Origin of the sequence: Halopelagius inordinatus, from assembly GCF_900113245.1 — an archaeon.
Lineage (GTDB): Archaea > Halobacteriota > Halobacteria > Halobacteriales > Haloferacaceae > Halopelagius > Halopelagius inordinatus.
Genome location: NZ_FOOQ01000003.1, coordinates 28,268 through 50,848 on the forward strand (window position 1 = coordinate 28,268; position 22,581 = coordinate 50,848).

General features: G+C 64.0%; 18 protein-coding genes. 3 read left to right on the forward strand and 15 right to left on the reverse strand.

Annotation, left to right across the window (positions count from 1 at the left end):
* Positions 1-109 precede the first annotated feature (109 nt).
* The 8 genes from BM167_RS12810 to BM167_RS12845 form a co-directional block, all read right to left on the reverse strand.
* Positions 110-817: an NTP transferase domain-containing protein gene (locus BM167_RS12810; protein WP_092893123.1), complete on the reverse strand. Its 708-nt coding sequence runs from the start codon at positions 815-817 to the stop codon at positions 110-112.
* Positions 805-1,752: a CDP-glycerol glycerophosphotransferase family protein gene (locus BM167_RS12815; RefSeq protein WP_218153797.1), complete on the reverse strand. Its 948-nt coding sequence runs from the start codon at positions 1,750-1,752 to the stop codon at positions 805-807. Before BM167_RS12815 ends, BM167_RS12810 begins: the two co-directional genes overlap by 13 nt.
* Positions 1,753-1,976: 224 nt before the next feature.
* Positions 1,977-2,885 carry an endonuclease/exonuclease/phosphatase family protein gene (locus BM167_RS12820; protein ID WP_218153798.1) on the reverse strand — a complete coding sequence of 303 codons (909 nt, stop codon included), beginning with the start codon at positions 2,883-2,885 and terminating at the stop codon, positions 1,977-1,979.
* A gap of 68 nt (positions 2,886-2,953) precedes the next feature.
* On the reverse strand, positions 2,954-3,235 hold the full coding sequence (locus BM167_RS12825; RefSeq protein ID WP_092893126.1) for a hypothetical protein: 282 nt from the start codon (positions 3,233-3,235) through the stop codon (positions 2,954-2,956).
* A gap of 209 nt (positions 3,236-3,444) precedes the next feature.
* Positions 3,445-4,632 (reverse strand): phosphoenolpyruvate carboxykinase (ATP), encoded by a 1,188-nt coding sequence (locus tag BM167_RS12830; protein ID WP_143095504.1) that lies wholly within the window; start codon positions 4,630-4,632, stop codon positions 3,445-3,447.
* A gap of 201 nt (positions 4,633-4,833) precedes the next feature.
* Positions 4,834-7,398: a PAS domain S-box protein gene (locus tag BM167_RS12835; protein WP_245781362.1), complete on the reverse strand. Its 2,565-nt coding sequence runs from the start codon at positions 7,396-7,398 to the stop codon at positions 4,834-4,836.
* A gap of 357 nt (positions 7,399-7,755) precedes the next feature.
* Positions 7,756-8,181, reverse strand: a complete 426-nt coding sequence (locus tag BM167_RS12840) for a DUF7970 domain-containing protein (protein ID WP_092893129.1) — start codon at positions 8,179-8,181, stop codon at positions 7,756-7,758.
* On the reverse strand, positions 8,174-8,998 hold the full coding sequence (locus tag BM167_RS12845; protein WP_092893130.1) for a ParA family protein: 825 nt from the start codon (positions 8,996-8,998) through the stop codon (positions 8,174-8,176). Before BM167_RS12845 ends, BM167_RS12840 begins: the two co-directional genes overlap by 8 nt.
* Positions 8,999-9,665: 667 nt before the next feature.
* Here BM167_RS12845 and BM167_RS12850 point away from each other — a divergent pair.
* Positions 9,666-10,007, forward strand: a complete 342-nt coding sequence (locus BM167_RS12850; protein WP_092893131.1) for a PRC-barrel domain-containing protein — start codon at positions 9,666-9,668, stop codon at positions 10,005-10,007.
* On the opposite strand, the gene BM167_RS12855 is transcribed toward BM167_RS12850, so the two are convergent.
* From BM167_RS12855 to BM167_RS12880, 6 genes are all read right to left on the reverse strand, one after another.
* Entirely contained in the window at positions 10,008-13,292 is a 3,285-nt protein-coding gene (locus BM167_RS12855; RefSeq protein WP_092893132.1) for a S8 family serine peptidase, read from the reverse strand.
* 776 nt (positions 13,293-14,068) lie between these two features.
* On the reverse strand, positions 14,069-14,851 hold the full coding sequence (locus BM167_RS12860; protein ID WP_092893245.1) for an SDR family NAD(P)-dependent oxidoreductase: 783 nt from the start codon (positions 14,849-14,851) through the stop codon (positions 14,069-14,071).
* 123 nt (positions 14,852-14,974) lie between these two features.
* Positions 14,975-16,492 (reverse strand): helix-turn-helix transcriptional regulator, encoded by a 1,518-nt coding sequence (locus BM167_RS12865; RefSeq protein ID WP_092893133.1) that lies wholly within the window; start codon positions 16,490-16,492, stop codon positions 14,975-14,977.
* 326 nt (positions 16,493-16,818) lie between these two features.
* Positions 16,819-17,070: a hypothetical protein gene (locus tag BM167_RS12870; RefSeq protein ID WP_143095505.1), complete on the reverse strand. Its 252-nt coding sequence runs from the start codon at positions 17,068-17,070 to the stop codon at positions 16,819-16,821.
* A gap of 463 nt (positions 17,071-17,533) precedes the next feature.
* Entirely contained in the window at positions 17,534-18,382 is an 849-nt protein-coding gene (locus BM167_RS12875; RefSeq protein ID WP_092893135.1) for an aldo/keto reductase, read from the reverse strand.
* Positions 18,383-18,688: 306 nt separating this feature from the next.
* The gene (locus BM167_RS12880; protein ID WP_143095506.1) at positions 18,689-19,417 is read right to left on the reverse strand and encodes a hypothetical protein; all 729 of its coding nucleotides are present in this window, start codon (positions 19,415-19,417) and stop codon (positions 18,689-18,691) included.
* A 180-nt stretch (positions 19,418-19,597) separates the two neighbouring features.
* On the opposite strand from BM167_RS12880, the gene BM167_RS12885 reads away from it, so the two are divergent.
* Both BM167_RS12885 and msrA read left to right on the forward strand, forming a co-directional pair.
* Positions 19,598-20,722: an aminotransferase class V-fold PLP-dependent enzyme gene (locus BM167_RS12885; protein WP_092893137.1), complete on the forward strand. Its 1,125-nt coding sequence runs from the start codon at positions 19,598-19,600 to the stop codon at positions 20,720-20,722.
* A gap of 108 nt (positions 20,723-20,830) precedes the next feature.
* Positions 20,831-21,373, forward strand: coding sequence for a peptide-methionine (S)-S-oxide reductase MsrA (gene msrA / locus BM167_RS12890; protein WP_092893138.1), 543 nt, complete (start codon positions 20,831-20,833; stop codon positions 21,371-21,373).
* A gap of 58 nt (positions 21,374-21,431) precedes the next feature.
* Here msrA and BM167_RS12895 read toward each other — a convergent pair whose 3' ends face one another.
* Positions 21,432-22,511: a PAS domain-containing sensor histidine kinase gene (locus tag BM167_RS12895; protein WP_177213368.1), complete on the reverse strand. Its 1,080-nt coding sequence runs from the start codon at positions 22,509-22,511 to the stop codon at positions 21,432-21,434.
* Between the last annotated feature and the right edge of the window lie 70 nt (positions 22,512-22,581).

Below are 22,581 nucleotides of genomic sequence, written 5' to 3' on the forward strand. Positions count from 1 at the left end.
GGAATCTACCGGTGACTCGCCGTGACTGGTCGTTCTGTGGTGGGCGGCGAGGGAGACGAAACGGAACGCTGCGTGTCCCGGCCCGTACGGCGCTGGGGTCGACTCCGTGTCAGAGCGAACTATCCTGTTGGGACTGCTGAGGTGCCGCCTCGCGCGGCGATTCGAGGGGAAGGCGCTCTTTGGCCGCCTGCTTGTCCGACGGGCAGTTGATTTCCAGATGGCTGTCTTCGGGGATGTGGACTCCGAGCGTCGGTATCTCTTCGTACACCGTCGGATACCACTCGTGGCGGTTGTCCCGCAGGTGTTCGACGGCCGCGTCGAGGTGGCTCCGGTCTATGATGCCGAGTCCCGCGTGACGGTGTCCGGGAATCTTCCCGTAGGCGGCGACGCGCCCGTCGTCCAACTGAATGGCGGTGTGTTCGGTCTGCGTACCCGGGAGACAGGCGACGACGCTTCGGCCCTCGGCGCGTTCGTGGGCACGGACGACCTTCGAGATGGCCTCTCGGGTGACCACGACGTCGCCGTTGAGGACGAGCACGTCGTCGTCGATTTCGCAGAGCGCCCGGTAGAGGGACTCCGCGTTGTCGTACTCGTCCCACTTTTCGACGACGACGGTTCGACTCGGCGAGAACCGGTCTACGACCGTCTCGTGGCGGTAGCCGAGGACGACGGTGGAGACGTCGACGAACGGCTCTATCGCCGCTCTCTGGTGTTCGTAGAGGATTCGGTCGCCGACTTCCATGAACGTCTTCGGCACCTCCTCTGTGTGGTGACCCATCCGGCCGCCGTCGCCGGCGGAGAGAATTACTGCGTGCATGCGGTCACCTCCGTCGCAACTCGGTTGGACGCCCGTCCGTCCATGGGGATTCCCAGTTCGTCGCGGAACGACTCCTGTCGCCGCCGAACGTCCTCGGGCAGTCCGTTCTCGTAGAGGTCGTCGACCGTCTCGACGTCGAGTCGGCGGGTCTGATAGCCGAGTTTCGGCACCTCGGCCTCCGACGCAACCGACGTGAACTGCACGAACGGGCGGTCAGTGTGGAGCCATTCCGTGACGATACCCGAGTAGTCCGAAAGCAGGATGTCCGCGTCGAGGAGGCTCTCCGTCGGCGTCTGGTGTCGGTCGAAGACGACGTTCGGGAGGTCGGTGATTCGCTCTCGGCACCGTTCGGTCACCGACCGTCCCGGTTCCTCCGATAGGTCCATCGGATGGGGTCGGAATCGGAGTCGGTAGTCGCTGTCCTCGAAGACGTCGAGGACGTGTTCCGCCGTATCGAGGTAGCTTCCGCCCCCGTAGTTGTGGTTCGTGGGGGCGTAGAGGACGTGCCGTCGCCGCGGCGGGTCACTCGCCACGAGTCGGTCCGCCTCCGGGATGCCGACGACTTCGACGCGAGTGTCCTGTGAAAACCCCTCTCGGTAGCGGTCGGCCCACCACGTCCCCGGTGCTAACGCCGTGTCGACGACGCCTCGCAGGCGCGAGATAGTCGTCTTGACTTCGTCTCTCCCGAACGACGCTCCGTGTCGGACGTGGACGACGGGGTACTCCTCCTCGTAGCGGAACTCGCCCGCCCGAAACGTGTTGTTGCGGACGACGACGTCCGGATCTATCTCGAAGACGTTCTCGTCGACCGCGTCCACGTCTTCGACGCTCGCCTCGCGTAGTTCGTCCGAACAGCCTCGCGTCTCCTCGCTGAGCGGAAGGTACGCAGACGAGACATCGACGTGTTCGTCGACGGCCTCGAACGTCTTTTTCATGAACTCTCTATCGAATGTGTATAGGATGGAAACCATTCTCTCACCTCTGTTGGATTTTCCGGCTAAACGACCGTTTTCGGCGCTGGTACCGGCTGAACTGCCTTTCGTATGCTATCTGTTTGCAGCCCTGTTAACGTTTCACCCGTATTTACAACGTCGTCGAGGAGGTGCGCGGTGCTAGCGGCTGTCTGGCGGCTTTTCGTCGTATTCCGCGACGGGGTCCGTTACTCCACCTCTTCGGACGGAACCTGTACGCTCTCTTGAATCGAGTCCGTACGGTAAAACGTCGATTGGCTACGTGTTTTGGTGGCTTCGTCGTGGACGTGACTGGGAAACGAGAGGTCGGCGACGATGGGCAGGTGGTCCGAGGGGTAGCGGCCGTTGAGGTAACTGTCCGAACAGACCCCGTGCGTCTCGACGACGACATCGCTCGTGACAAAGAGGTGATCTATCTTCTTGTCGGGGACGAGGTTCTGGAAATCTGTCATCGTCGTCAACGGGCCGTGGTGCGGGGTAGTCGAGGCGAACTGGGCGTCGCGGAGCGTCCGCCCCTCCGACGCTTGCGAACGCTTCGTGAGGTGTTCGTACGGCGGGGACGACTGTCGGCAGTTGAAGTCGCCCGTCACGACGACGGGTTCGTTCGGAGCCAGTTCGTCGATGCGCCGTTGCAGAAGTTTCGCGCCCTTCAGCCTGGACGTCTCCCCCTCGTGGTCCAGATGAGTGTTGAAGTGGAACAGTTCGACACCCGTCTGTCGCTCTCGGAGTTTGACGTACCGAACGAGTCGCGGGAAGCGTGCGTCCCACCCGACGCTCCCGACTTCGTCGGGTTCTTCGGACAGCCAGAACGTGGACGACTCTTCGAGATTAAATCTCTGCTTATCGAACCCAACGGCGGCGTACTCACCCGCGTTCTCTGCTTTCGCCCGCCCGGCGTTCAACCACTCGTAGGACGGGAGCCGTTCGCGCAAGTCTTGGAGTTGGTCGTGAAGCGCCTCTTGGAGTCCGATGATGTCGGGTTTGTGAAACCTGATGACGCCCGCGACGTTGTCCCGACGGATTCTCCACGCGTATCGTCCGTCGTTAGGGTTGTCATACCGGACGTTGTACGACATCACGGTGATGGGCCGCGGCATTTGAATCTAGGAGTAGTCTTCGGCTCATACTACTTAACCCTAGAGTTCTCCATCTTCGTACAGATTAATTATCCGTAAAGTTCGGCCGCGATGCTCGCTTCGTGGCCATCTACCATCTCGATTACCTCTTCGACGTCGTCCTCCGAGAGGTTGGGGTTGCCCGAAGTCCAACTCTTGAGCATCGAGAGCCGACCGATGAGATAGCCGTGAACCCAAAATCGGCCGCGGTCGGTCAGTTCGTCCCGCGATTCGACCAGACGCTGGTTCGGTTCGCTCCGCATACCGCTCGCGATGCTCACCGCCAACGTCTCTATCATCTCTTCGAGGAAGAGTCGTTCGTGTGTGTCCATATAGCACTCTTTAGCATTACTAATACCAATAGTTGACGGGCCAAATTCCGAAGACGGACCCGAGATAGAATCCATCTACATACTTTGAACGTCCGATTTTATTTTATTAACTTCACTGCTGGCGACGCCGAACCGCGCTCGCGTCACGACACGGCGCACGACCGCTCCCCGACGAGAGAGAAGTCGGGGCCGTCGAACACGACCCGCAGTTACTCCGAGTCCGACAGCACCTGATTCGACAGAACTTCCACGAGCCGAGATCCGGACGCCTCCGGCGGAACGGACACGAGGTACGTATCGGCCTCGGCCAACGCCTGTCGATACGTCCGGTCGGACTGTTCGGTCATCTCCCGTACCCCCGACCAGTACGTCGGTGAGGCGGCGTGAACCGCCCGCATCTTGTCGGTGAAGGAGTCGATCTCCGCCATCATCGTGGACGCACCGCGTTCGGCGATGTCCTCGGGCGTCGTGCGTTCGACGCGGATCTCCTCGCGATCTTCGACGACCAGATTGACCGCCGTCGTCACCGGAGTCCCCGAGAGACGAGCCACGTCCTCGGAGTGACCCGACAGCGACGACGGGAGGACCATCCGACGGACGGACTTCGACCCTCCGAGTCGCTCTCGAACCCGCCACTGTCCCCGGTCGAGCGGTCCTCGTCCCGCCATCACCTCTCGGTACGTCGTCTCGCCGTCGGCTATCGACTGGGGATACGCGGGCATCCGCTTTCGGTACGGCGACGCGGTCCCGTCCTGAGAGACGACCACCAGGTCGTCGCCCAGCAGGTCGTACCCGCGTTCGCGTACGAGTTCTCCGCTCACTTCGGACTTCCCGACGCCGCCCCACCCCGCAAAGAGCGTCGCCTCGCCGCCCCGAACGACGCCGCTCGCGTGGCACAGTGCGCTCTCGTTCGAGAGCAAGCGCTGGTGGAGGAGAGCTTCGACGAGATACTCCGCTAAGTTCACCGCGACGACTTCGGTTCGACTCGCGTAGTTTTTGTTGTAGCTTCGAATGATCTGTCGCAGTACTCTGCTGTTCGACTCGACTGCCCGTTCGTCGTAGAAGACGGTTATCTCGGTGGATTCTCGGAGCGGGTTCCCCGTTATCTTCGCCTGATGGCCGCCGTCTCCGATTCGCTCGTGAATCGCGCCGGTCAGGTCGAACCCGGGGGCTCCCTTTCTCGCGTCGACGAACAGTTCGTCGTGGTCAACCCAGAGACCGCCGTGTATCTCTATGCATCCGTCGGGCGGTTGAACGAACCCGCGACGGAATTCGACGGTCACGTCGGCGTCTTCGACGCTCGTCCTGTGGACGTGGTCGAACTGTTCGACCAGTACTCGCCCGACCACGTCGTCGCCGACTGCTACGGTCGTCTCTCCGAACTCGAGTCCCATCATGTTGGTGTGTCCGATTAGGGTAGTTCGCGACAGGATTCACATAATAACCTCGCGGCGCGTCAAAGCGCGCGTTTGTTCTCAGACTCGCGGACTCACCGGCGGGAAGTTCGACTCGGCGACGACACCGGCCGACCGGCTAGTACGGAGGATCGTCGGATACCCGCGAATTCACGACGCGGACGTCGAGACGACCCACGGATGTCACACGACCGTCTCGCTGGGGCGTTCGACGCCCGTAATCTCGAACCGAGCGCCGCCGGTGGAACTGGCTGTCGCGGCGATATCCCAGCCGTGAGCGGTGGCGATCTGGTCCGCGACTCGGAGTCCGATGCCGGTACCGCCCTCCTTCGTCGAGAACCCGGGCTGAAACAGCTTCGACCGCACGTCTTCCGGTATCCCGGAGCCGTCGTCCTCCAGATAGAAGCCGTCGGGGAGGTCGCCTACGGTCACGGTAACGGTTCTTCCCCCGTGTTCGACGGCGTTCCGAACGAGGTTCTCCAACAGTTGTGCGCTCCGGCTCTCGTCGGCTACGACGGTGCCCTCGGCGTCGACGACGAGACGGGCATCCTCCGTATCTACGTTCTCCCAACAGCCTTCGATCAGAGTGCGGAGGTCGACCCGAGTCGGTTCGTTGACGATCTCGCCCTCTCGGGCCAGCGTCAGAATGTCGTCGATCAGGCCCTTCATCCGGTCGTGCGCCCGTTCGACCTTGGACAGGTGTTCGGTGTCGTCTTCCTCCATCGCCAACTCCAGATATCCGTCGGCGACGGACAACGGGTTCCTGAGGTCGTGTGACACGATGCTGGCGAACTCCTCTAACTGGGCGTTCTTCGCCTCCAGTTGCGACTGGTGTTCGCGCTGTTCGAGTTCGTAAGCCAGCCACCGACTCAGGAGTTCCACGAACGTCCACTCCATCTCCGAGAAGCCGCCCTCACGCGGTTCGCTGGACGCGAAACAGACCGTCCCGTAGAGCTCTCCCTCGACGACGATCTTCCCGCCGATATACGTCTCGAGTTCGAATCTCTCGTGTGCGGGGTCGCCGCTCCACCCCTCGGCGCCCGAGTTCTGTACGGCCAACAGTCCGGACTCCGTCGAGATGGTTCTCCGACAGTAGGCGTCGTCAAGCGGACAGGACTCTCCCGGCTGTAACAGCTCGTGAGTGCCGGTCGAAGCGACGACCGTCTGCGTCGATTCCGCGATCTCCGTGACGAACCCGTAGGGGAGGTCGAGATACTCACTGCCGACCTGCAAGAGCTCTCTTTGTTTCTCCTCGAACGACATCTCCGGGTCGGACGCGGTCTCGTACAGTTCGTGCAGCGTTTCGACGCTCTGCATCAACTCCGTTTGGGTCTGGCGCTGTTCGGTGATGTCGCGGAAGTACACCGTCAGCCCGGTCTCCGATGGGAACGCTCGAATCTCGAACTCGGTCTCCAGCGGGTCGTAGTACAGTTCGAAGGAGACGGGTTCGTTCCCCTCGACCGCCTCGTGGTACCGATCGTAGATATCGGTGTCGACGGCTTCCGGGAACTCGGTCCAGACGTTCTCACCGAGGAGGTCGTCTGTGTCGCGTCGTAACAACCGCCCGGCCCGTTCGTTCAGGAAGGTGAAATCCCAGTTTTCGTCGACCGCGTAGACGGCGTCCGTCATCCGGTCGAACGCCTCCTGTTGGGTCTGTTCGAGCCGCTTTACCTCGGTGATGTCCCGATAGAACCAGACGACCCCGAGGGGAGTTTCGTCTTCCGCGAGAGCGAACGTCGAATACTGGTCGACGATGGTCCCATCTCGGAGCCGAACCTGGTTGTGCTGCGACTCCTCGGGGTTCTGATACTGGGATTCGATGTACTGACGGAACGCGTCCCCGTCTGCGACCCGGTCGAGAGCGATTTCGAGGGCAAGCTTCCTGTCACCGGATTCGAGAACCTCTTCGGGGATACCCCACAGTTCGAAGAACTGGTCGTTGTAGGTCATGATCTTCCTCTCCGTGTCGGTGAAGAGGATGCCGTCGGGACTGGCCTCGAACGTCGACCTGAGGAGTGACTGTCGGTATCCGAGCTCCTGCTCGTACGCGATGCGGTCGGTGATGTCGCGGAGGATGTACACGACGGCCGGGTTCCCGTCCCACGTGATCTCCCGAGTGGTCGCTTCGACGGGGGTTTCCTCTCCGTCGTCTCGGACGGAGAGTCGCTCCTGTTCGAGAGCGTCGCCGCGCTGGGCGTCCCGAAACACGTCTCTGTCGTGGTCGTGGTGCAGGAAGGTCGAGATGGGAGAACCCAGAACGTCCGCTTTCGAGACGGACGAAACGAGATCGAGAGCGGTGGGGTTGGCGTACACGCATCTCCCGTCGGTCGTCACGAAGATGGCGTTCGGTGAGGCTTCGAGGATCGTTTCGGCGTTCTCTCTGGCAGTCGTCGCGACTTGGCTGAGTCGGTGCTGTCTGACGGTGTTGGAAATCCGCTGTGCGAGAACCTGATACTGTTCCGTCTCTGATTCCTTCTGCATGTAGTCCGTCACCCCTCTACTGATCGCGTCGCTGGCGATCTCTTCTGAGCCGCGTCCGGTAAAGAGGATGAACGGCAGGTCGGGGGAGTCCGCTCTGACGGCTTCGAGGAGCTGAAGCCCGTCGGACCCGGGCATATCGTAGTCGCTGACGATACAGTCAAACTCCGTCTCGTCGATGAGTTCGAGCGCCTCGCGCGAACCTGTCGCGGCCGTCGCCGAGAGTCGATCGTCGAACCGTTCGAGATACGTCCCGATCAGCTCCGCCATTCCGGGCTCGTCGTCGACGCAGAGAACAGAGATCAGCGACCGACTCTGAGACATAGTCTACTCAATGGAACTGGGGTATAAAAGGTCGCCGCGGACAGGATCTCACTTTGACGCGGCGCTCACCACCCTCTCGAACGTCGAGGAGGACGCAGCTCAGCTCTGTTCTCGAACGTTCGGACCAGGTTTCTCGTCCGGTTCCGCGTCCGTCGAAGTGTTCACTCTTTCGAGCGCCGTCACAAGGGCAAGACACGCGAGTTCGGTGTAACAACCGTCGTCCCGATAGCCGGACGCCGGACGTCGGGCGACCGACCTGCACTCGACGATCGGGTATCCCGTCCGAATATAGCGCTGAACGGTTTATTCTTTGTCGTCGCGCGCGGCGAGAATCGCGTCGGCGACTTCGTCGGGGTACTCCGCCGCGACGCGGACGAGAGCGTCGTGGAACTCCCGCCCCGTCACGTCCCGCACGTCGTGTTCCCGCCGGAGAAACGACTCGACTTCGAACTCCGCGTCGTCCAGCACGTCTACCGTCTCCGGGCGGACGTAGACGCTCTTTGCCGTCGTCGCCTCGAACTCGAACGCCGGTCCGCCGCCCGTCTCCTCCGTCTCGGCTTCCGACGCCGCCTCGCCGTCTTCACGGTCGTCGGATTCGGACTTCGCCTCCGCCGTCGGTTCGGACGGTTCTCGCTCGGACGACTCCGCTCCGTTCTCCTCTTCGGACTCTCCCTCGTTCGACTCGCCGATGGCGTCGCCCAGCCTCGCGAATCGGTTCTCGTCAGGCATTCTCCGGGCCTCCGTTCTCGACGCTCGCGGCGAGTCGGTCGAGTCGGTCCAGCATGTCGTTTTCGGGGTCGTACTCGCGGAGTGTCTGCCCGTCGCGCCACGCGCGACTGAAGGCGATGCGATGCCGGATGCCCGGTCCCGGCGACCCGGTTTCGTCGAACTTCGCCGTCCGCGCGAACTCGGGGAGGTACTCGGCGAACGGAGAGTCCTCTAAGTTCGAGATGATTCGACGCTCCTCGTTGTTTCCGCTGAGGTCGTTGGGGACGATAGCGAGGATTTCGAGGCCGACCTCCTGGCGAATCGGCCGAATCTGCTGTTCGACCATCCGCTCGAACCCGCTGACGCTCGGTTCGCTCATGAGCAACGGGACGATGACGTGCCCCGCACCGATGAGCGACGCGTCAGAGAGAGGTCCGAGACTCGGCGGCGAATCGATGACGATGTAGTCGTACTCCTCGTCGAGGAGGGGTTCGACGATGCGGCGTCGAACCCAGAGCACACCGAACGTGGAGTTCCGAATCCGGTCTTCGATGTCGTCTAAATCGACGTGCGCCGGGACGACGTCGAACGTCTCTCGGTCGCGGATGACCTCGCGCACGTCGAGAGGGTCGTCGTCGGTCAACACGTCGCCGAGATTCGGCGACGCGTCCTCGTAGAGGTGTTTCAATCCGACGCCCTCTGTCGCGTTACCCTGTTGGTCTAAATCCACGAGGAGAACGTCGTTCCCCCGCGCGGCGAGTGCGTCCGCGAGATTTATCGCGATTGTCGTCTTGCCGACGCCGCCCTTCTGCAGGGAGACGCTCACCGCCCTCGACATCCTACTTCCCTCCCGTTTCGATCCGGTCAGACGTTGCACACATTGTTGACATCGTGGAGTTCGTGGACGGCGGTACCGTCCGGAAATCGTTCTCTCCTTCCGCGCCATCCCATATAATTCCTCCCGAACATTCTACCAACTCCACACAACTCCCACAATCTACGATGTTCACAAATTGTAAGAATTTCGCATACTACCGTATCGATTTCTCTCTGGCAGCTCTCTGAACATCCGGAGGAACACTTCGACAACTTCTCGAAGAATTCGGACTCTTTGCAGTTCGAGAACTGCCTCCATGTCTTAGAAATTCTAAAACTTCCAGAAATTTTCAAAGGTTACGGAGCTCCGCTCGCCGTAGACTGCTTAGACATTGCACAATTTTTACAATGCACACACCTCCGACACGGCTTCGAAATCCCGAGATTCGTAAAAACCGTCCCCTCTGTGGACTGTTCCGGCGGTCCGAACTCTACTCGCACCGCACACCCTTCACGAATTCCGGACTGTGCTGTTCGACCGCAGAGTGCGCGTACTGCCGGGATAGTACTCCCCACGACTGAAATCCGAGCCAGCGACGTGACAGGTGCCACCTAGAGAGATTAGATATCCAGACATTCATCCCAAGCGGCCGACGTTTTCTTGCCCTCGGAGCGACACGGAGGTACGTATGTCTTCCGGCCCCCTCTCCAACGACAGTTCCACGAACTCGACGCCGATGCCGTCAATCGCGGGCATGCCCGTGTTCGGGAGCGAAGGCTATCGACTCGGCGAAGCGGTCGATTTCGTCCTCGACTTCGACGCGAACCGCGTCGCGTCTGTACTCGTCGCAGACGTAGACACCGACCGGTTTCCGAACCTCGAATCCGGGCGCAAAGGCGTCCGCATCCCGTTCGACTCGATTCGTTCCATCGAAGACGCCATCCTCATCGACGCTCCACTCGCGCAGTTCACCGGCTCCGAAGGGCCGTCGCCGACGACGCTCAGCCCCAACTCCCTGATCGCAGAGTAGTCAGTCGCGCCGACCGGCGATTACGAGCGTCGCGAGTACCACCCCGAGTACGCCGGTCAACGGCGTGAACCCCGGTGCTCTCGTGTCAGTCGATTGCGACGGACCGCTCTGTTCGCTCGCGCCGGACTCTGTCGAGAGGGTGGGCGTTCGATTCGCCGGTCTCTCCGTCGCCCGCGACTCGTTTCTCGCCGCGTCCGTTCGCTCCGGAACGGCAGTTACCGTCGGATTCGCGACGGGCGTCGGTCTCTCTGTCGTCGTCGGCACGGGCGTCACCGTCGGTGTCGCGGTAGGCGTCGTGGGAGTCGTGGTGGGCGTTGCCGTCGTCGGTTCCGGCGTCGGTGCCGGGGCGGGCGCACCGCCACCGCTGACACCTCCGTCGTCTTCGTCGGTCGGTCTGCTCGTCGGCGTCGGCGTGGGCGTCGGCGTCGGAGTCACTTTCTCCGTCGCCGTCCCGTTCAGGCGGACGTCGACGACGTCGAACTCGTCCGTCGAGACGGAGAGCGTCGCGTTCGCCGCCCCCGTCCGCGTCGGCGCGAACGAGACGGACACCGTCGCGGACTCGCCCGGCGCGACGGTTCCGGTCCCGTCGTCGGAGACGGAGAACTCCTCGGCGTCCGGACCGACGAGGTCGGAATCGAGGACGCTGAAGTCCGCTTTGCCGACGTTCTCGATGTCGACGCTCGCCGTCGTCTCCGACTCCACGGCGGACTCGACGGCCACCTCGTCGGGCGCGTTCACCGCCGGGAGGCCGCGTCCGAACACGGCGTACGTGCCGTTCTGCGTCGCGTCGAGAGTCGCAACGTTCCCCTGAGTGTCGAGAGAGGCGTTCGCCGCCGTCCACTTGCCCGACGAACGCACCCACACGCCGAGTACCGACTCGTTCACGTGGGCGTCGTCGTATCCGAGAGCGAGCGTCGCCGACTCGTTCGTCCGGAACTCGGTCGTGGCGGCGGTGGACAGACGAGAGAGGTTCGAACGCGGCGTCTCCGACGTCTCCCCGAGAGCGAGTGTCTGGTTCGCTCCGGACGCGTCCACCGAGGGCATCCCGGCGACAGAGAGGTTCGACACGTTCGTCGTCCCGTTCCGTGCGGTGAGCGTTGCGCTCCCCGCCGTCGTCCCGTTCACGACGGTGAGGTTCCCCTCTCGCGCGCGGAGTGTCGTCTCCGTCCCGAAGTCGGCGTCGCGCACGTCGATTCGATTCCGGCCGACGACCGACGCGTTCGCGCCGAATCTGACCTCGGTGGCGTTCACCGTCGTCGCGTTCCGGACGGCCACGTCGCCGTCCACCCCGGCGTCCGACAGGCGGACGGCAGTCGCGTTCGACACGTCCAGTCCGTGTTCCGCGTTTCGCACCGTCAGGTTCCGAACCGTTACCCTTGCCCCGTCTTCGGTGACCGCAACCGCGGCCCCGTCCGCCCGCCCGGCGTCGAACGTTCCCCCCTCGCCGTCGAGCGTCGCGTTCGGCGCCGAGACGACGAGCGAGTCGGGGACCGGTCCGCCGCCGGTGTCGAGTCGGTACGTCCCGTTCCACGCGAGACGACCGTCCGGCGGCAGGTCGTACGAACTCAGTCCGGCGATAGCGCGAGTGGCGTCGGCGGCGCCGTAGCCGGTGTCGTTATCCGGCCCGGACCCGACGAGGCGCGCGCTTTCGCGGAGCCGAACCTGCTGTGCGTCGGGCGAGAGTCGGGAGTTCGCGTCGAGAAGCGTCGCGAGGACGCCCGCGACGTGGGGTGCCGCCGCCGACGTGCCCCGGAACGTCGGACTGTAAGCGCTGGATGTGACGTTGTCCGGAGCGACCACGTCGGGCTTCCGGCGTCCGTCGATGGTCGGCCCGCGCGAGGAGTACGCTTCGAGTTCTCCGGTCGTCACGTCGACTGCCCCGACAGAGAGCAGGTTCGGTTCCGTCGCGGGAAGGGTGAGACTCCGCTCTCTCGTCCACGAGTCGCGGAAACTGAGGTAGTTCCCGAGGAAGATATCGAAGTCCGCCGTCGCGTTCCCGCCGACGTGTTCGACCGTCAGATACAGCGTCTCGTTCTCGTCTGTGGCGTTTATTTTCCCTCCGATACTCTCCGTCGGAGGCTCGCTCCCCGCTTGCGTCCCGTCCGCACACGTGATGCGCCCGGAGCGATTCAGGTCGGGCGTGTTGTACAGACAGATACCGTAGTCCTCGTCGGTCGCGGGCCAGTCGTTCCACGAGGCGTAGATTCCGAGCGGTATCTGATCGTTCACCGCCCGCGCGTCGAGCGTGAAGTACTCGCGCGTTCCGGAGACGTTCAATCGGTCGTTCCCGTCGGGGTCGGTCCACGTTCCGTTCCAGTGGTCTCCGTCCGCCGAGTTCCCCGCCGAGACGGACCACACCGTCCCGTTCTCGACGCTCCGATCTATCGCCGCGCCCATCTCGGAGGTACCGTCCAACGGACCGGCGTTGTACCACCCGAGCGACATCGATACCACGTCCGTCGAGGTTTCCGTCTCTAACCACTCCACCGCGTCGTAGAACTGCCAGAGGTAGTTGACCCGAACCAACACGACCGACGCGTTCGGCGCCGTCTCGCCGACGAGTTCCGCCGTCGCCGTCCCGTGGCCCCCGCGTCCGTCGATGCCTCTCCCGGTGAAGTCTCTCGTCGCGACGACCCTGTCGGCGTACGCCGGGTGGTCGAGGTCGAACTGCTGGACGTCGATGACGGCGACGGTGACGTTCTCGCCCGTGTACCCCGCCTCGTGAAGCGCGCTCACGTTCATCGTCTCGATTGCTCCGGTCGTGCCGTCGGACCCCGCAAACGAGACGGGGCGAATGGGTGCGCGGAGGTACGAGACGCTCGACTCTTCTGCGAGTGCACGGATTTCGTCGTCCGTCGCCCTCACCTCGACGTACCGGCCGTGGCTACCGCGCACCGCCTCGGAACCGAGGACGCGGTGCACGGCGTCCCGTCCTGCCCGCGTCGCGTTCCTGTCGAGTTCGACGACGACGTCCCGCCGGTCGGCGGCGTCGTTCGACGCGCCGAAGGCGACGGCACCGCTCTCCGTCTCCGTCCGGTCGGCGTCCGACGCGCGACCGACCCTCCACAGCGACGAGTCCAGCTTCGCTTTCGCTCTGCTCGCGTTCGACCCCGTGGAGTCGTTCGCCGGTCTCTCCGTCGTCGTCTCCGACGACTCCGTTCCTATCGACCGGTCCGCCGCCGACGCGACGGTCCCGGACGCGTCGTCAGACCCCTGTTCTACCGGTCGAACTATCCGGGAGGTGTCACTCCCGACGCCGAGGACGGGAGGGGCGACACCGGCCAAGACTACAAGGGTAACCAGAGTGAGAGCTGTTCCCTCGCGCCATCCGAAAATCACGGTTCCCTCGCGGCTATCGCCTCTAAACCGCCTCCCCGCCGCGTCCCAGATAGATGACCTGAATATGGCCTTTCGAACACTATCTGTTTTTCTAGACTATCGGTCTAAACAGTTTGTGGCTGAATTCTTACTATTCGTGTCGGAAGCAAAACACCACCACGAACCGAATCGTCTGCGGTCCGTCGCCGACGCTCTCCGAGTACGTATGAACGAGAACGGGTGGGCGCGTCCGTGCCGCGTCACCCGCGCGTGGCGGCGGACGCGAATCCGCCGCCGAATAGGGTACCGCCGCATCCGGCGCGGCGGACGTGGCACCGGGGCGGGCCCCCTAACTCCCGCCGTCGGTGCCGGGCTGGTTGTGTGTAAACGGCCCTGCCCGTGGCGCGTTCGACCAGCGTCAACGTTGTGCGTTATCTGGTTTGTATACCTTTCTATTCATTAATATACACTGACTTGACACCACCCCGAGCGCGTGCGAATCTCTTCTCCCCCTTTCCTCCCCCTCGCGCTCCCCCTCCTAACCCCCACTACTGCCGCGCCGCCCCCGCCCCCGCTCCCGCCCCCACCCCCTGCCGCAGACGCCGGCTGTCGAGGCTCGCTCCGTTCTCGACCCGACTGCTAGCGCCGATGGACCCGTGCCCGCCGTATCTCTCAAAGACAGCCGTTCTCCGTCGCCTCTGTTTCTCGTCTCTGCCGTCCCCGCCCGGTACTTCCGGTTCGCTTCAGCAGACGTGGCCGCCGCCGTCGACCCAGAGCGTTTCGCCGGTGACGTACGACGCGCCGTCGCTCGCGAGATAGAGGTACGCGTCCGCGAGTTCGTCGGGCGTCGCGGCGCGAAGCGGAAGCGAGGGCGTCTCTCCGTCGGGTCCGAACTCCGACGCCTCTTCGGACCACCCCTCGCGTATCTCCGTGGCCACCGGGCCGGGCGCGACGGCGTTGACGCGGACGCCCTCCGGTGCGAGTTCGAGTGCGGCGCTTCGCGTCACCATCCGAACGGCGCCTTTCGTCGCGGCATAGTGCGAGTGGTCCCACGACGCTCTCCCCTGCGTGTCGGAGGTAGTGTTGAGGACGACGCCCTCGACGCCGCGCGATATCATGTCCTCGGCGGCGTACTGCGTCCCGAAGAACGCCCCACGGGCGTTGACGCCGTACAGTTCGTCGAACTCCGCGGGGGTCACGTCCCGGAAGCGAGACTTCGTGTAGATTCCGGCGTTGTTCACCATCACGTCCACCCCGCCGTACTCTCGGGCGTAGTCGACGACCGCTTCGATTTCGGCCGGGTCGGAGACGTCGACGTCGACGAACGTCGCCTCCCCGCCCCGTTCGCGGACGAGTTCGTGCGTCGGCGTTCCGGTGTCTCTGTCCTTCGGTTCCTCCCGCACGTCGGCGTTTATCACCGTCGCGCCCGCGTCACCGAATCCGAGTGCGACTGCGCGTCCGATTCCGGAACTGCCGCCCGTTACGATGACCGTCTCCTCGGAGTAGTCGGCGCGTATCTCTCCCATGCCTTCTGCGTCCGTCGCCGCGTCCCTCAAGGTGGCGAACGACGCCGCCGCCCGCTCCCTCACCGTCTAAAAATTGTAGAATTCGCAAAAATTTTCTCCGTTTCGGGGGATTCTCAGTCGGGGCTACGCTTCTCGCTCGAACGGCGACTTCGCTCCCTCGGGTTCGTCGCCCGGAAGCGTGATGAGGTTGCGACGACCGAGCGATATCTTCGTGATTTTGCCGTCGTCGGCCATAGAGGAGAGGACGCGACTCACCGTCGCCTTCGACCAGTCGGTGTGTTCGACGATTTCGCTCTGCTCCATCTGGCCGCCGGCGTCTTCCAACAGCATCACTACCTCGTCCTCGCGAGTGATGGGACGCGGTACGTCCGATTCGGCGTCGTCTCCGTCGCCGTGTGTTCGGTCTGCGGGCGTCGCCATCCACCCCGCGTCCCGTGCCTCGGAGTCGTCTTCTGTGGGTGGCGTCGCGGTGGCCGCGGCGTCGTCGTCTCCGTCGCCGTCGTCGGGGAGAGTCGCACCGTCGCGTCGCCGCCAGTAGTACCCGGCGAGTGCGACGGCGGCGAGGAGAACTCCCGCGCCCGCCAGAACCTCGCCGGGGATGTCGCTCGCGCGAGACGTCTCGACGGGGTCGGTCCCCTCTTCGACTTCGAGTTGGTCGTCTCGCCCGTCGTCGTCGGTGTCGGGGTCGTTCGGGTCGGTGCCGTGGACGTTCACCTCTTCGCCGTCTCTCAGTCCGTCGCCGTCGGTGTCTGCTTTGTTCGGGTTCGTCTGGTGTTCGTTGACTTCCGCGGCGTCGTCGAGTCCGTCGTCGTCGCTGTCGGCTCTGGTGGGGTCGGTCTCGTACTGATTTATCTCGGGACCGTCGTCGAGTCCGTCGCCGTCGGTGTCGGCTTTGTTCGGGTTGGTCTCGTACGTTTCGAGTTCCGCGGCGTCGTCGAGTCCGTCGCCGTCGGTGTCGGCTTTGGTGGGGTCCGTCTCGTGGACGTTGACCTCCGCCCCGTCGGGGAGGCCGTCCTCGTCGGTGTCGTTTTTCGTCGGGTTCGTCTCGTAGGTGTTGACCTCCATCGCGTCGGGAAGGCCGTCGCCGTCGGTGTCGGCTTTGGTGGGGTTCGTCCCGTGGGTGTTGACCTCCACACCGTCGTTCAGGCCGTCGTCGTCCGTGTCGGCCGTTCGGAAGTCGGTGTCGCCGCCGACTTCGTCGGCGTTCGACAGTCCGTCGCCGTCGATGTCACCGGACTGCGCCATCACGTGTATCGCCTCTCGTTGGATGACGTTCCGACCGTTCTCCGTCTTCTCGTAGACGGTGTACGTTCCGGCGGCGTCCGTCGACCACGACGAGATGCTGAGCGTGACGTTGTCGGTTCCGTCCCCGCGAACGCAGTTCACTGCTGACGTGTTCTCCGCCGTCGGTGCGATACAGACCGACGACGACGACGGAATCGGGCCCGCCGCGTCGACGCGCACGTCCGTGGCCGACGTACGCCAGACGTACGCGGTCCCGTCGACGGTCTCTACGGTCCCGTTGGTGACCGTTACCGTCCCCTCTATCGGCGCGCCCGCCGCAGGCCCGACGAAGGCACCGGTCGTTCCGGCGATGAGGACCGCACACGCGAACACGAACCGGAAGATGGTGTGGGTCATGTGGGTGTCGCCCCTGTTGTGAGTATCCACGGTGTGAATGATTCAAAAACTTACTGGCTTTGGGACGCACTATCGGATAATGTGTTCCTAAATACTTCGTTTTCTAAAGAATGTATGGAACACAAACTAATAACATAAAAAGAATATTTTTCTATCTGTCGTGTCTCCGTCGCGAGGCGGGCTTCGGTTTCGACAGGCACGATAGTTTTCTCTCGCGGTATCGTCGTTCACGAGCTCTTAACGACCAGTCAAAATCTGAAACAGTAGTGAAACGGTGCAACGAATTGGAACGACTGTTCGGCATTATAGGTATAGCGTCTATCCTACTAATCGATGGCACTGCGACGACCACCGTTCGTAGGCTTCGCGTCGAGTCCCTCCCGGGACGCCGACGCGATGTTCGATGGTGAGGGCACGCGCCCGTACGCGACGACCACGCAGGCGGTAACGACGACGCAGTCGGTCGCCATCGAGACGACGAGCAGACCCGCCGGAGAGGGACGTCCCAGTTCGTTGGCCCGCAGTGGCCCGCGTTCCGTGGACTCTCGTCCCAACCCCAGCACGCGATAGTCAGTCATCGCATCCGAGCCAGAACCATCCCACCGCGTGGCACGGCCGACGGTTGAATCCGTCACATCCCACCCCAGCACCCCACCGATTCGTTCGGCGCGCCCCCCATCGCGCCGTCCACCCTCGTCGGTCGTGCCGCGGCGAACGCGGGTCCCGGCCGCACGGTCCCCCCATCCGTGCCCGGTCACTCGCTGTGGAACTCTGGGCGCTCTCCGGCGGGTCGTCGCCTCCCTGCCATCTGTCCGAGGCCCCCACCTCGGATCGAACCCCATCCCATCCTATCGCCCGCCTACGGGCGGGCGTTCCCACCATCTCATCGAGACGTAACTCTGTTTCTCTCATCGAGACGTAACTACGTCTCCGAGACGCGTCGCCGTCGGCACCGAGACGAGAATCCGACAAAAACTGCCCGACGAGTGGACGCGCGGCGGGGCTACGTCGCGTCGGCCCACACCGCCCGTTCGACGGTCGTCACTCGTTCAGTCGCGCCATCTCGTCGTCGCGCAGTTCCACCTGCGTCGCCGCGACGTTCTGCTTCAGATGTTCGACGCTCGAGGTGCCGGGTATCGGAAGCATCACCGGCGACTGTTGCAGCAACCACGCGAGTGCGATCTGATACTCGTTTTCGTCGTGTTCGCTCGCCACCTCGACCAACGCGGCCTCCTTGTCCTCGAAGTCGGTGGCCGCGATGGGCGACCACGGGATGAAGCCGATGCCGTAGTCCTCGCACGCGTCGAGAACGTCTCGGGACTCTCTGTCGGCGATGTTGTACCGGTTCTGCACGGTGGCGATGTCGACGATGTCGCGCGCCGTCTCCAACTGCTCTACGGAGACGTTGCTCAGGCCGACGTGACGTATCGCGCCCTCGTCTTTCAGTTCCGCGAGCGCCGTCACCGACTCCTCGAAGTCGGTGTCGGGGTCCGGTCGGTGCAGTTGGTAGAGGTCGATTGCCTCTACGCCGAGTCGGTCCACGCTCGCGAGGTGCGCGTTGCGGAGGTAGTCCGGGTCGCCGTGGGAAAGCCAGTCGCCGTCGCGGTTCCGGAGTAGCCCCCCTTTCGTCGCCACGACGAGGTCGTCCGGGTACGGCGCGAGCGATTCGCGGATGAGTCGTTCGCTCACGCCCGGACCGTACGAGTCGGCGGTGTCTATGAGGTCGATACCGAGTTCGACCGCCGTCTGGAGGACGTCTCTCGCTTCCTCTTCGTCGTCTGGTCTGCCGATGATGTTCTCGCCGGTGAGGCGCATCGCGCCGAATCCGAGGCGGTGGACCGTCAGTTCGCCGCCGATGTCGAAGGTGTCACTCTCGTTTTGAAGCGTCACGTCTGCTCGGACGTGCGGGATTTCCCTAAACGGTGGGGCACCGGACGGTGTGTGGGGTGACCGACAGATGGACGCGCCCCGGACACGCGCCGAACCCGTGCCAACTGATACCGCGGAACGACCCGTTTTCGTCTGACAAACGGCAGACGACGACACAAGACTTTTATTCAACCTCACGTACCATTCTTCTACGGTTTCGGGCATCAGACGTCGGGCGCACGGGTAGGGGTACTTGGTGCGAACGTGTCTGTTGTCCGCCCCTAATTTCAACCACCGCGAGTGGCGATACCACCTCCCGACGGCGGTTCAGAGCAGAAGAACCGCTAGACCGATCGCACCGGCGACGGCGCCGATGGCGAGGCCGGTCGCGGACTGGCGGGCGATGCGGAACGCGGTTCTGCCCGGCGAGGCGTCGGAGACGACCAACGGGTCGAGATGGCAGTCGGGTCTGCGTCCGTCGGCGACGCGCCCGAAGACGGTGACGCGGTCACCGGGGTCTAATCGACGCTCCAGATAGCGGCGGTCGCCGAACGAGAACCGTCCGGCCAACGGTTTCGGCACTCTCGCGCCTCTCGCGGTCACTTCCTCGGTCGTCTGGAGGTAGTCTCGGACGCGGTCGGGCGGTTGTTGGCCCCGCGGTACCGTGACCGACGACGACCGGTCGAGGCTGACCGTCGAGGCGTCGTCGTCGACGGCTACCTGTCGCCCGTCGGCCCTGACCTCGAACCCGGTGATCGCCCCTCCGCCGCCGATTCGCTCCCAACTCGGGAGGTAGTACGATCCGACTCCTCGCTCTTCGACGTCGAACTGCACGGCCACGCAGGCCGTGCCGGTGAACGGCGCGGTGAGTCGTTCCGCCGTCGTGACGACAGACCCCGACGTGCGGACGAAGTCGCCGGTTTCGGACGCCGACGAAATCGGGTCGGCGGTGACGAGACGAAGCCCTCGAACCGCGTGCCGGAGGCTGAACGCGACGACGACGGCCGAGAGGAGGAGCAACCCTCCTCCGAAAAGCGAGGGCGCGAGTTCAATCACCCGGATGCACCCCGTCGCGCGGTCGAGCGATCACAGAGAGCGGATACGAAGCGCAGCACGACCTATGGTTGAATCATCGACATGAAATGCGCTGCGGTCCGCGTCGATGCTCGCCGACGGCGCGTTTCTGCGGTCCGGCCGCTACGGAACCCTATTACGGAGGCCGCCGAACGGAGAGCCATGACCTCGCCCGCAGACCTCAGAGCGCAGATTCCGACGCTCGAACGCGTCCGATACATGAACACCGGTGCCAGCGGACCGAGTCCGCGACCGGTCGTCTCCGCCGCCGAATCGATGCTCCGGCGACACGAGTTCGACGCCCACGCCGAGGAGGGGCCGTACCCGTTCGCGTTCGACGCCTACGAGGAGATACGAGGCGTCGTCGCGGAGTTCCTCGGCGCGACCGAACGGGAGATTGCGCTGACGCAGAGCACCGCCGACGGCATCAACCGCGTCGCGTCCGCCATCGACTGGAACCCGGGCGACGTGGTGGTCCGGACCGATTTGGAGCATCCGGCGGGTATCCTGCCGTGGACGGCCCTGGACCGCGAAGGCGTCGACGTTCGCGTCGTCGAGAGCACCGAGGGGAGAATCGACCGCGAGGCGTACGCGGAGGCCGTGCGGGACGCGAAACTCGTCTGTCTCAGCGCCCTGACCTGGAACTACGGGACGCATCTTCCCGTCTCGGAGTTAGTCGACGTCGCGCACGACGCCGGGGCACTCGTCCTCGTCGACGCCGTGCAGGTGCCCGGACACGCCCGACTCGACGTGACGGACTGGGGGGCGGACGCCGTCGCCGCCGCCGGACACAAGTGGCTGCTCGGAACCTGGGGCGGGGGGTTCCTCTACGTCGAGGAGTCGGTGGCGAACGACCTCCATCCGGGCCCCGTCGGCTATCGGAGCGTCGAGACTCCGACCGACGAGGAGTACGAATTGAAACGCGGTGCGCCCCGGTTCGAAGTCGGGACGACGAACCTCGCCCCGTACGCGGCGCTTCGGGCGGCCATCGAGACGATGGAGGACGTGGGACTCGACACCGTCGAACGGCGGGTCGGAGAACTGTCGGGGCGACTCGCCGAGGGCGTTCCAGAGGGCCGTCTCCTGAGTCCGGCGACGCCGGAGTCGGGTCTCGTCTCGTTCACCGTCGAAGCGCCCGAACGGACGGTCGAGACGCTGAAAGAGCGCGGTTTCGTCGTCAGACAACTTCCCGACCCCGAGGGTGCGGTTCGGGCGTCGCTACACGTCTACAACACCGAGGAGGACGTTGACCTCCTCCTCGACGCGTTGGACGACATCGGCTGGTGAGGCGGGCGTCGTCGCCGGTCGCTGTCGTCCGTCACCACCCGCAGTCCCGTTCGCCGCCCGACCTTCCGGTGCCGCGGGACTTTTCGCCGCAGAGACCGAAGTAGCTGTATGGCAGAGACTGAAATCGCCACGCTGGCGGGCGGATGCTTCTGGTGCGTCGAAGCGCCGATGAAGGAGTTGACGGGCGTCGAGTCCGTCACCTCGGGATACGCGGGCGGCCACGTCGAGAACCCCTCCTACGAGGAGGTCTGTTCGGAGACGACCGGACACGCCGAAGTCGTCCAAGTCGAGTTCGACCCGGAGACGATTTCGTTCCGGGAACTGCTCGACGTCTTCTTCGCCATCCACGACCCGACGACGGAGGACAAACAGGGACCGGACGTGGGGTCGCAGTACCGGTCTGCGATATTCTACCGCGACGACGACCAAAGACGGACGGCCGAAGAGACCATCGCGGAACTCGAAGCCGACGGCGTCTACGACGACATCGTCACCGAAGTCGAACCGCTAGAGACGTTCTACGAGGCCGAAGAACACCACCAAGACTACTACGAGAAGAACCCGAACCAGCCCTACTGCGCCGTCCAGATTCCGCCGAAGCTAGAGAAGGTAAAAGAGAAGTTCGGCGACAAGGTCCGGGGCGTCCAGTAACCCGTCCGTCTCGGCCCGCGTTCCGTTCGCGTTCCGGTTCGTCTGCTGGGGTCACCTCTCACGCGGTCGGCAGTTCGACGTCGAACACCGTCCCCTTCGGGTGGTTATCGCGCACGCCGATTCGGCCGCCGTAGAGGTCGACGAGACTGTCTACGAGGAAGAGGCCCAGTCCGGTGCTCGAACTGTCGAGTCCGCGACTCCCTCGGTCGAACATCTCCGAGGCTATCTCTTCGGGAATCCCGGGACCGTTGTCCGCCACGGAGACGGTCGCCGTCCCGTCGCCCGTCTCCACACTCACCTCGACGACCACCCGTTTCTCGTCGTTGTGGTGGACGGCGTTGCTCAGGAGGTTCCCGAACAGCGACGCGAGAAGCGGCGTCGCGAGAACGAACACGCCCTCGGGCAACTCCGAGAGGCCGCGCACCTCGACGTCCGTCGTCCGGGATTCGTGCGTCGACCTGAGCGACTCCATCTCCCGTCTGAGAACCGCGCCGAGGTTCGTCGGTCGGAGTTCGGGTTCGGCGTCCGACCGTTCGAGCAGTTCCATCGCGTCGCGAATCGTCTCGGTGAGTTCGTACGCGTGCGTCGCGGCGTCGAGAACGCGGGTCAGAGCGGACTCGCCGTCTCCCGTGACGTCCGATTCGAGTTGTCCGCCCCAGCCGAGGACGAGGTTCAGGTCGTTCCGCAGGTCGTGACGGATGAGTTGGTTGAGAAGCGAGAGCTGTCGTCGCTCTCGGGCCAGTTCGTCCGCGCGCCGTTCGGCGGCCAGTTGGGCCAGTTTACGTTCCGTGACGTCGGCGTGCATGACTGTCGCGTACCGCTCTCCCCGCTCTTCGAACGCGGCGGCGCGAAGGTGGTACCACCGGCGTTCTCCCTCCGCGCGGCCGTGACAGGGGTATTCGGCGTCGAACGTCTCGCGTTTCCCCGCAAGGAGTTCTCGGAGGCCCGCCGCCACCTCGCGTCCGACCTCGTCCCCGGCGGCCGCGACGTCGAGATAGTTCTCGCCGACGGGGTCGAACGCCCCGACGCTCTCGTCGAGACTCTCCGCGGTCCACGTTTCGTTCACGTCGAGAATCGTCCCGTCCGGGTCGAGGATGGCGAGTTGAAGCGGAAGCGTGTCCAAAACGCTGTTCGGCACGGTCTCCGTCGTCGATTTCATGAGTGGGGTTGTGGCTCGCTCGCGAGCCCTTCTGTACGCGTTCGGTCGA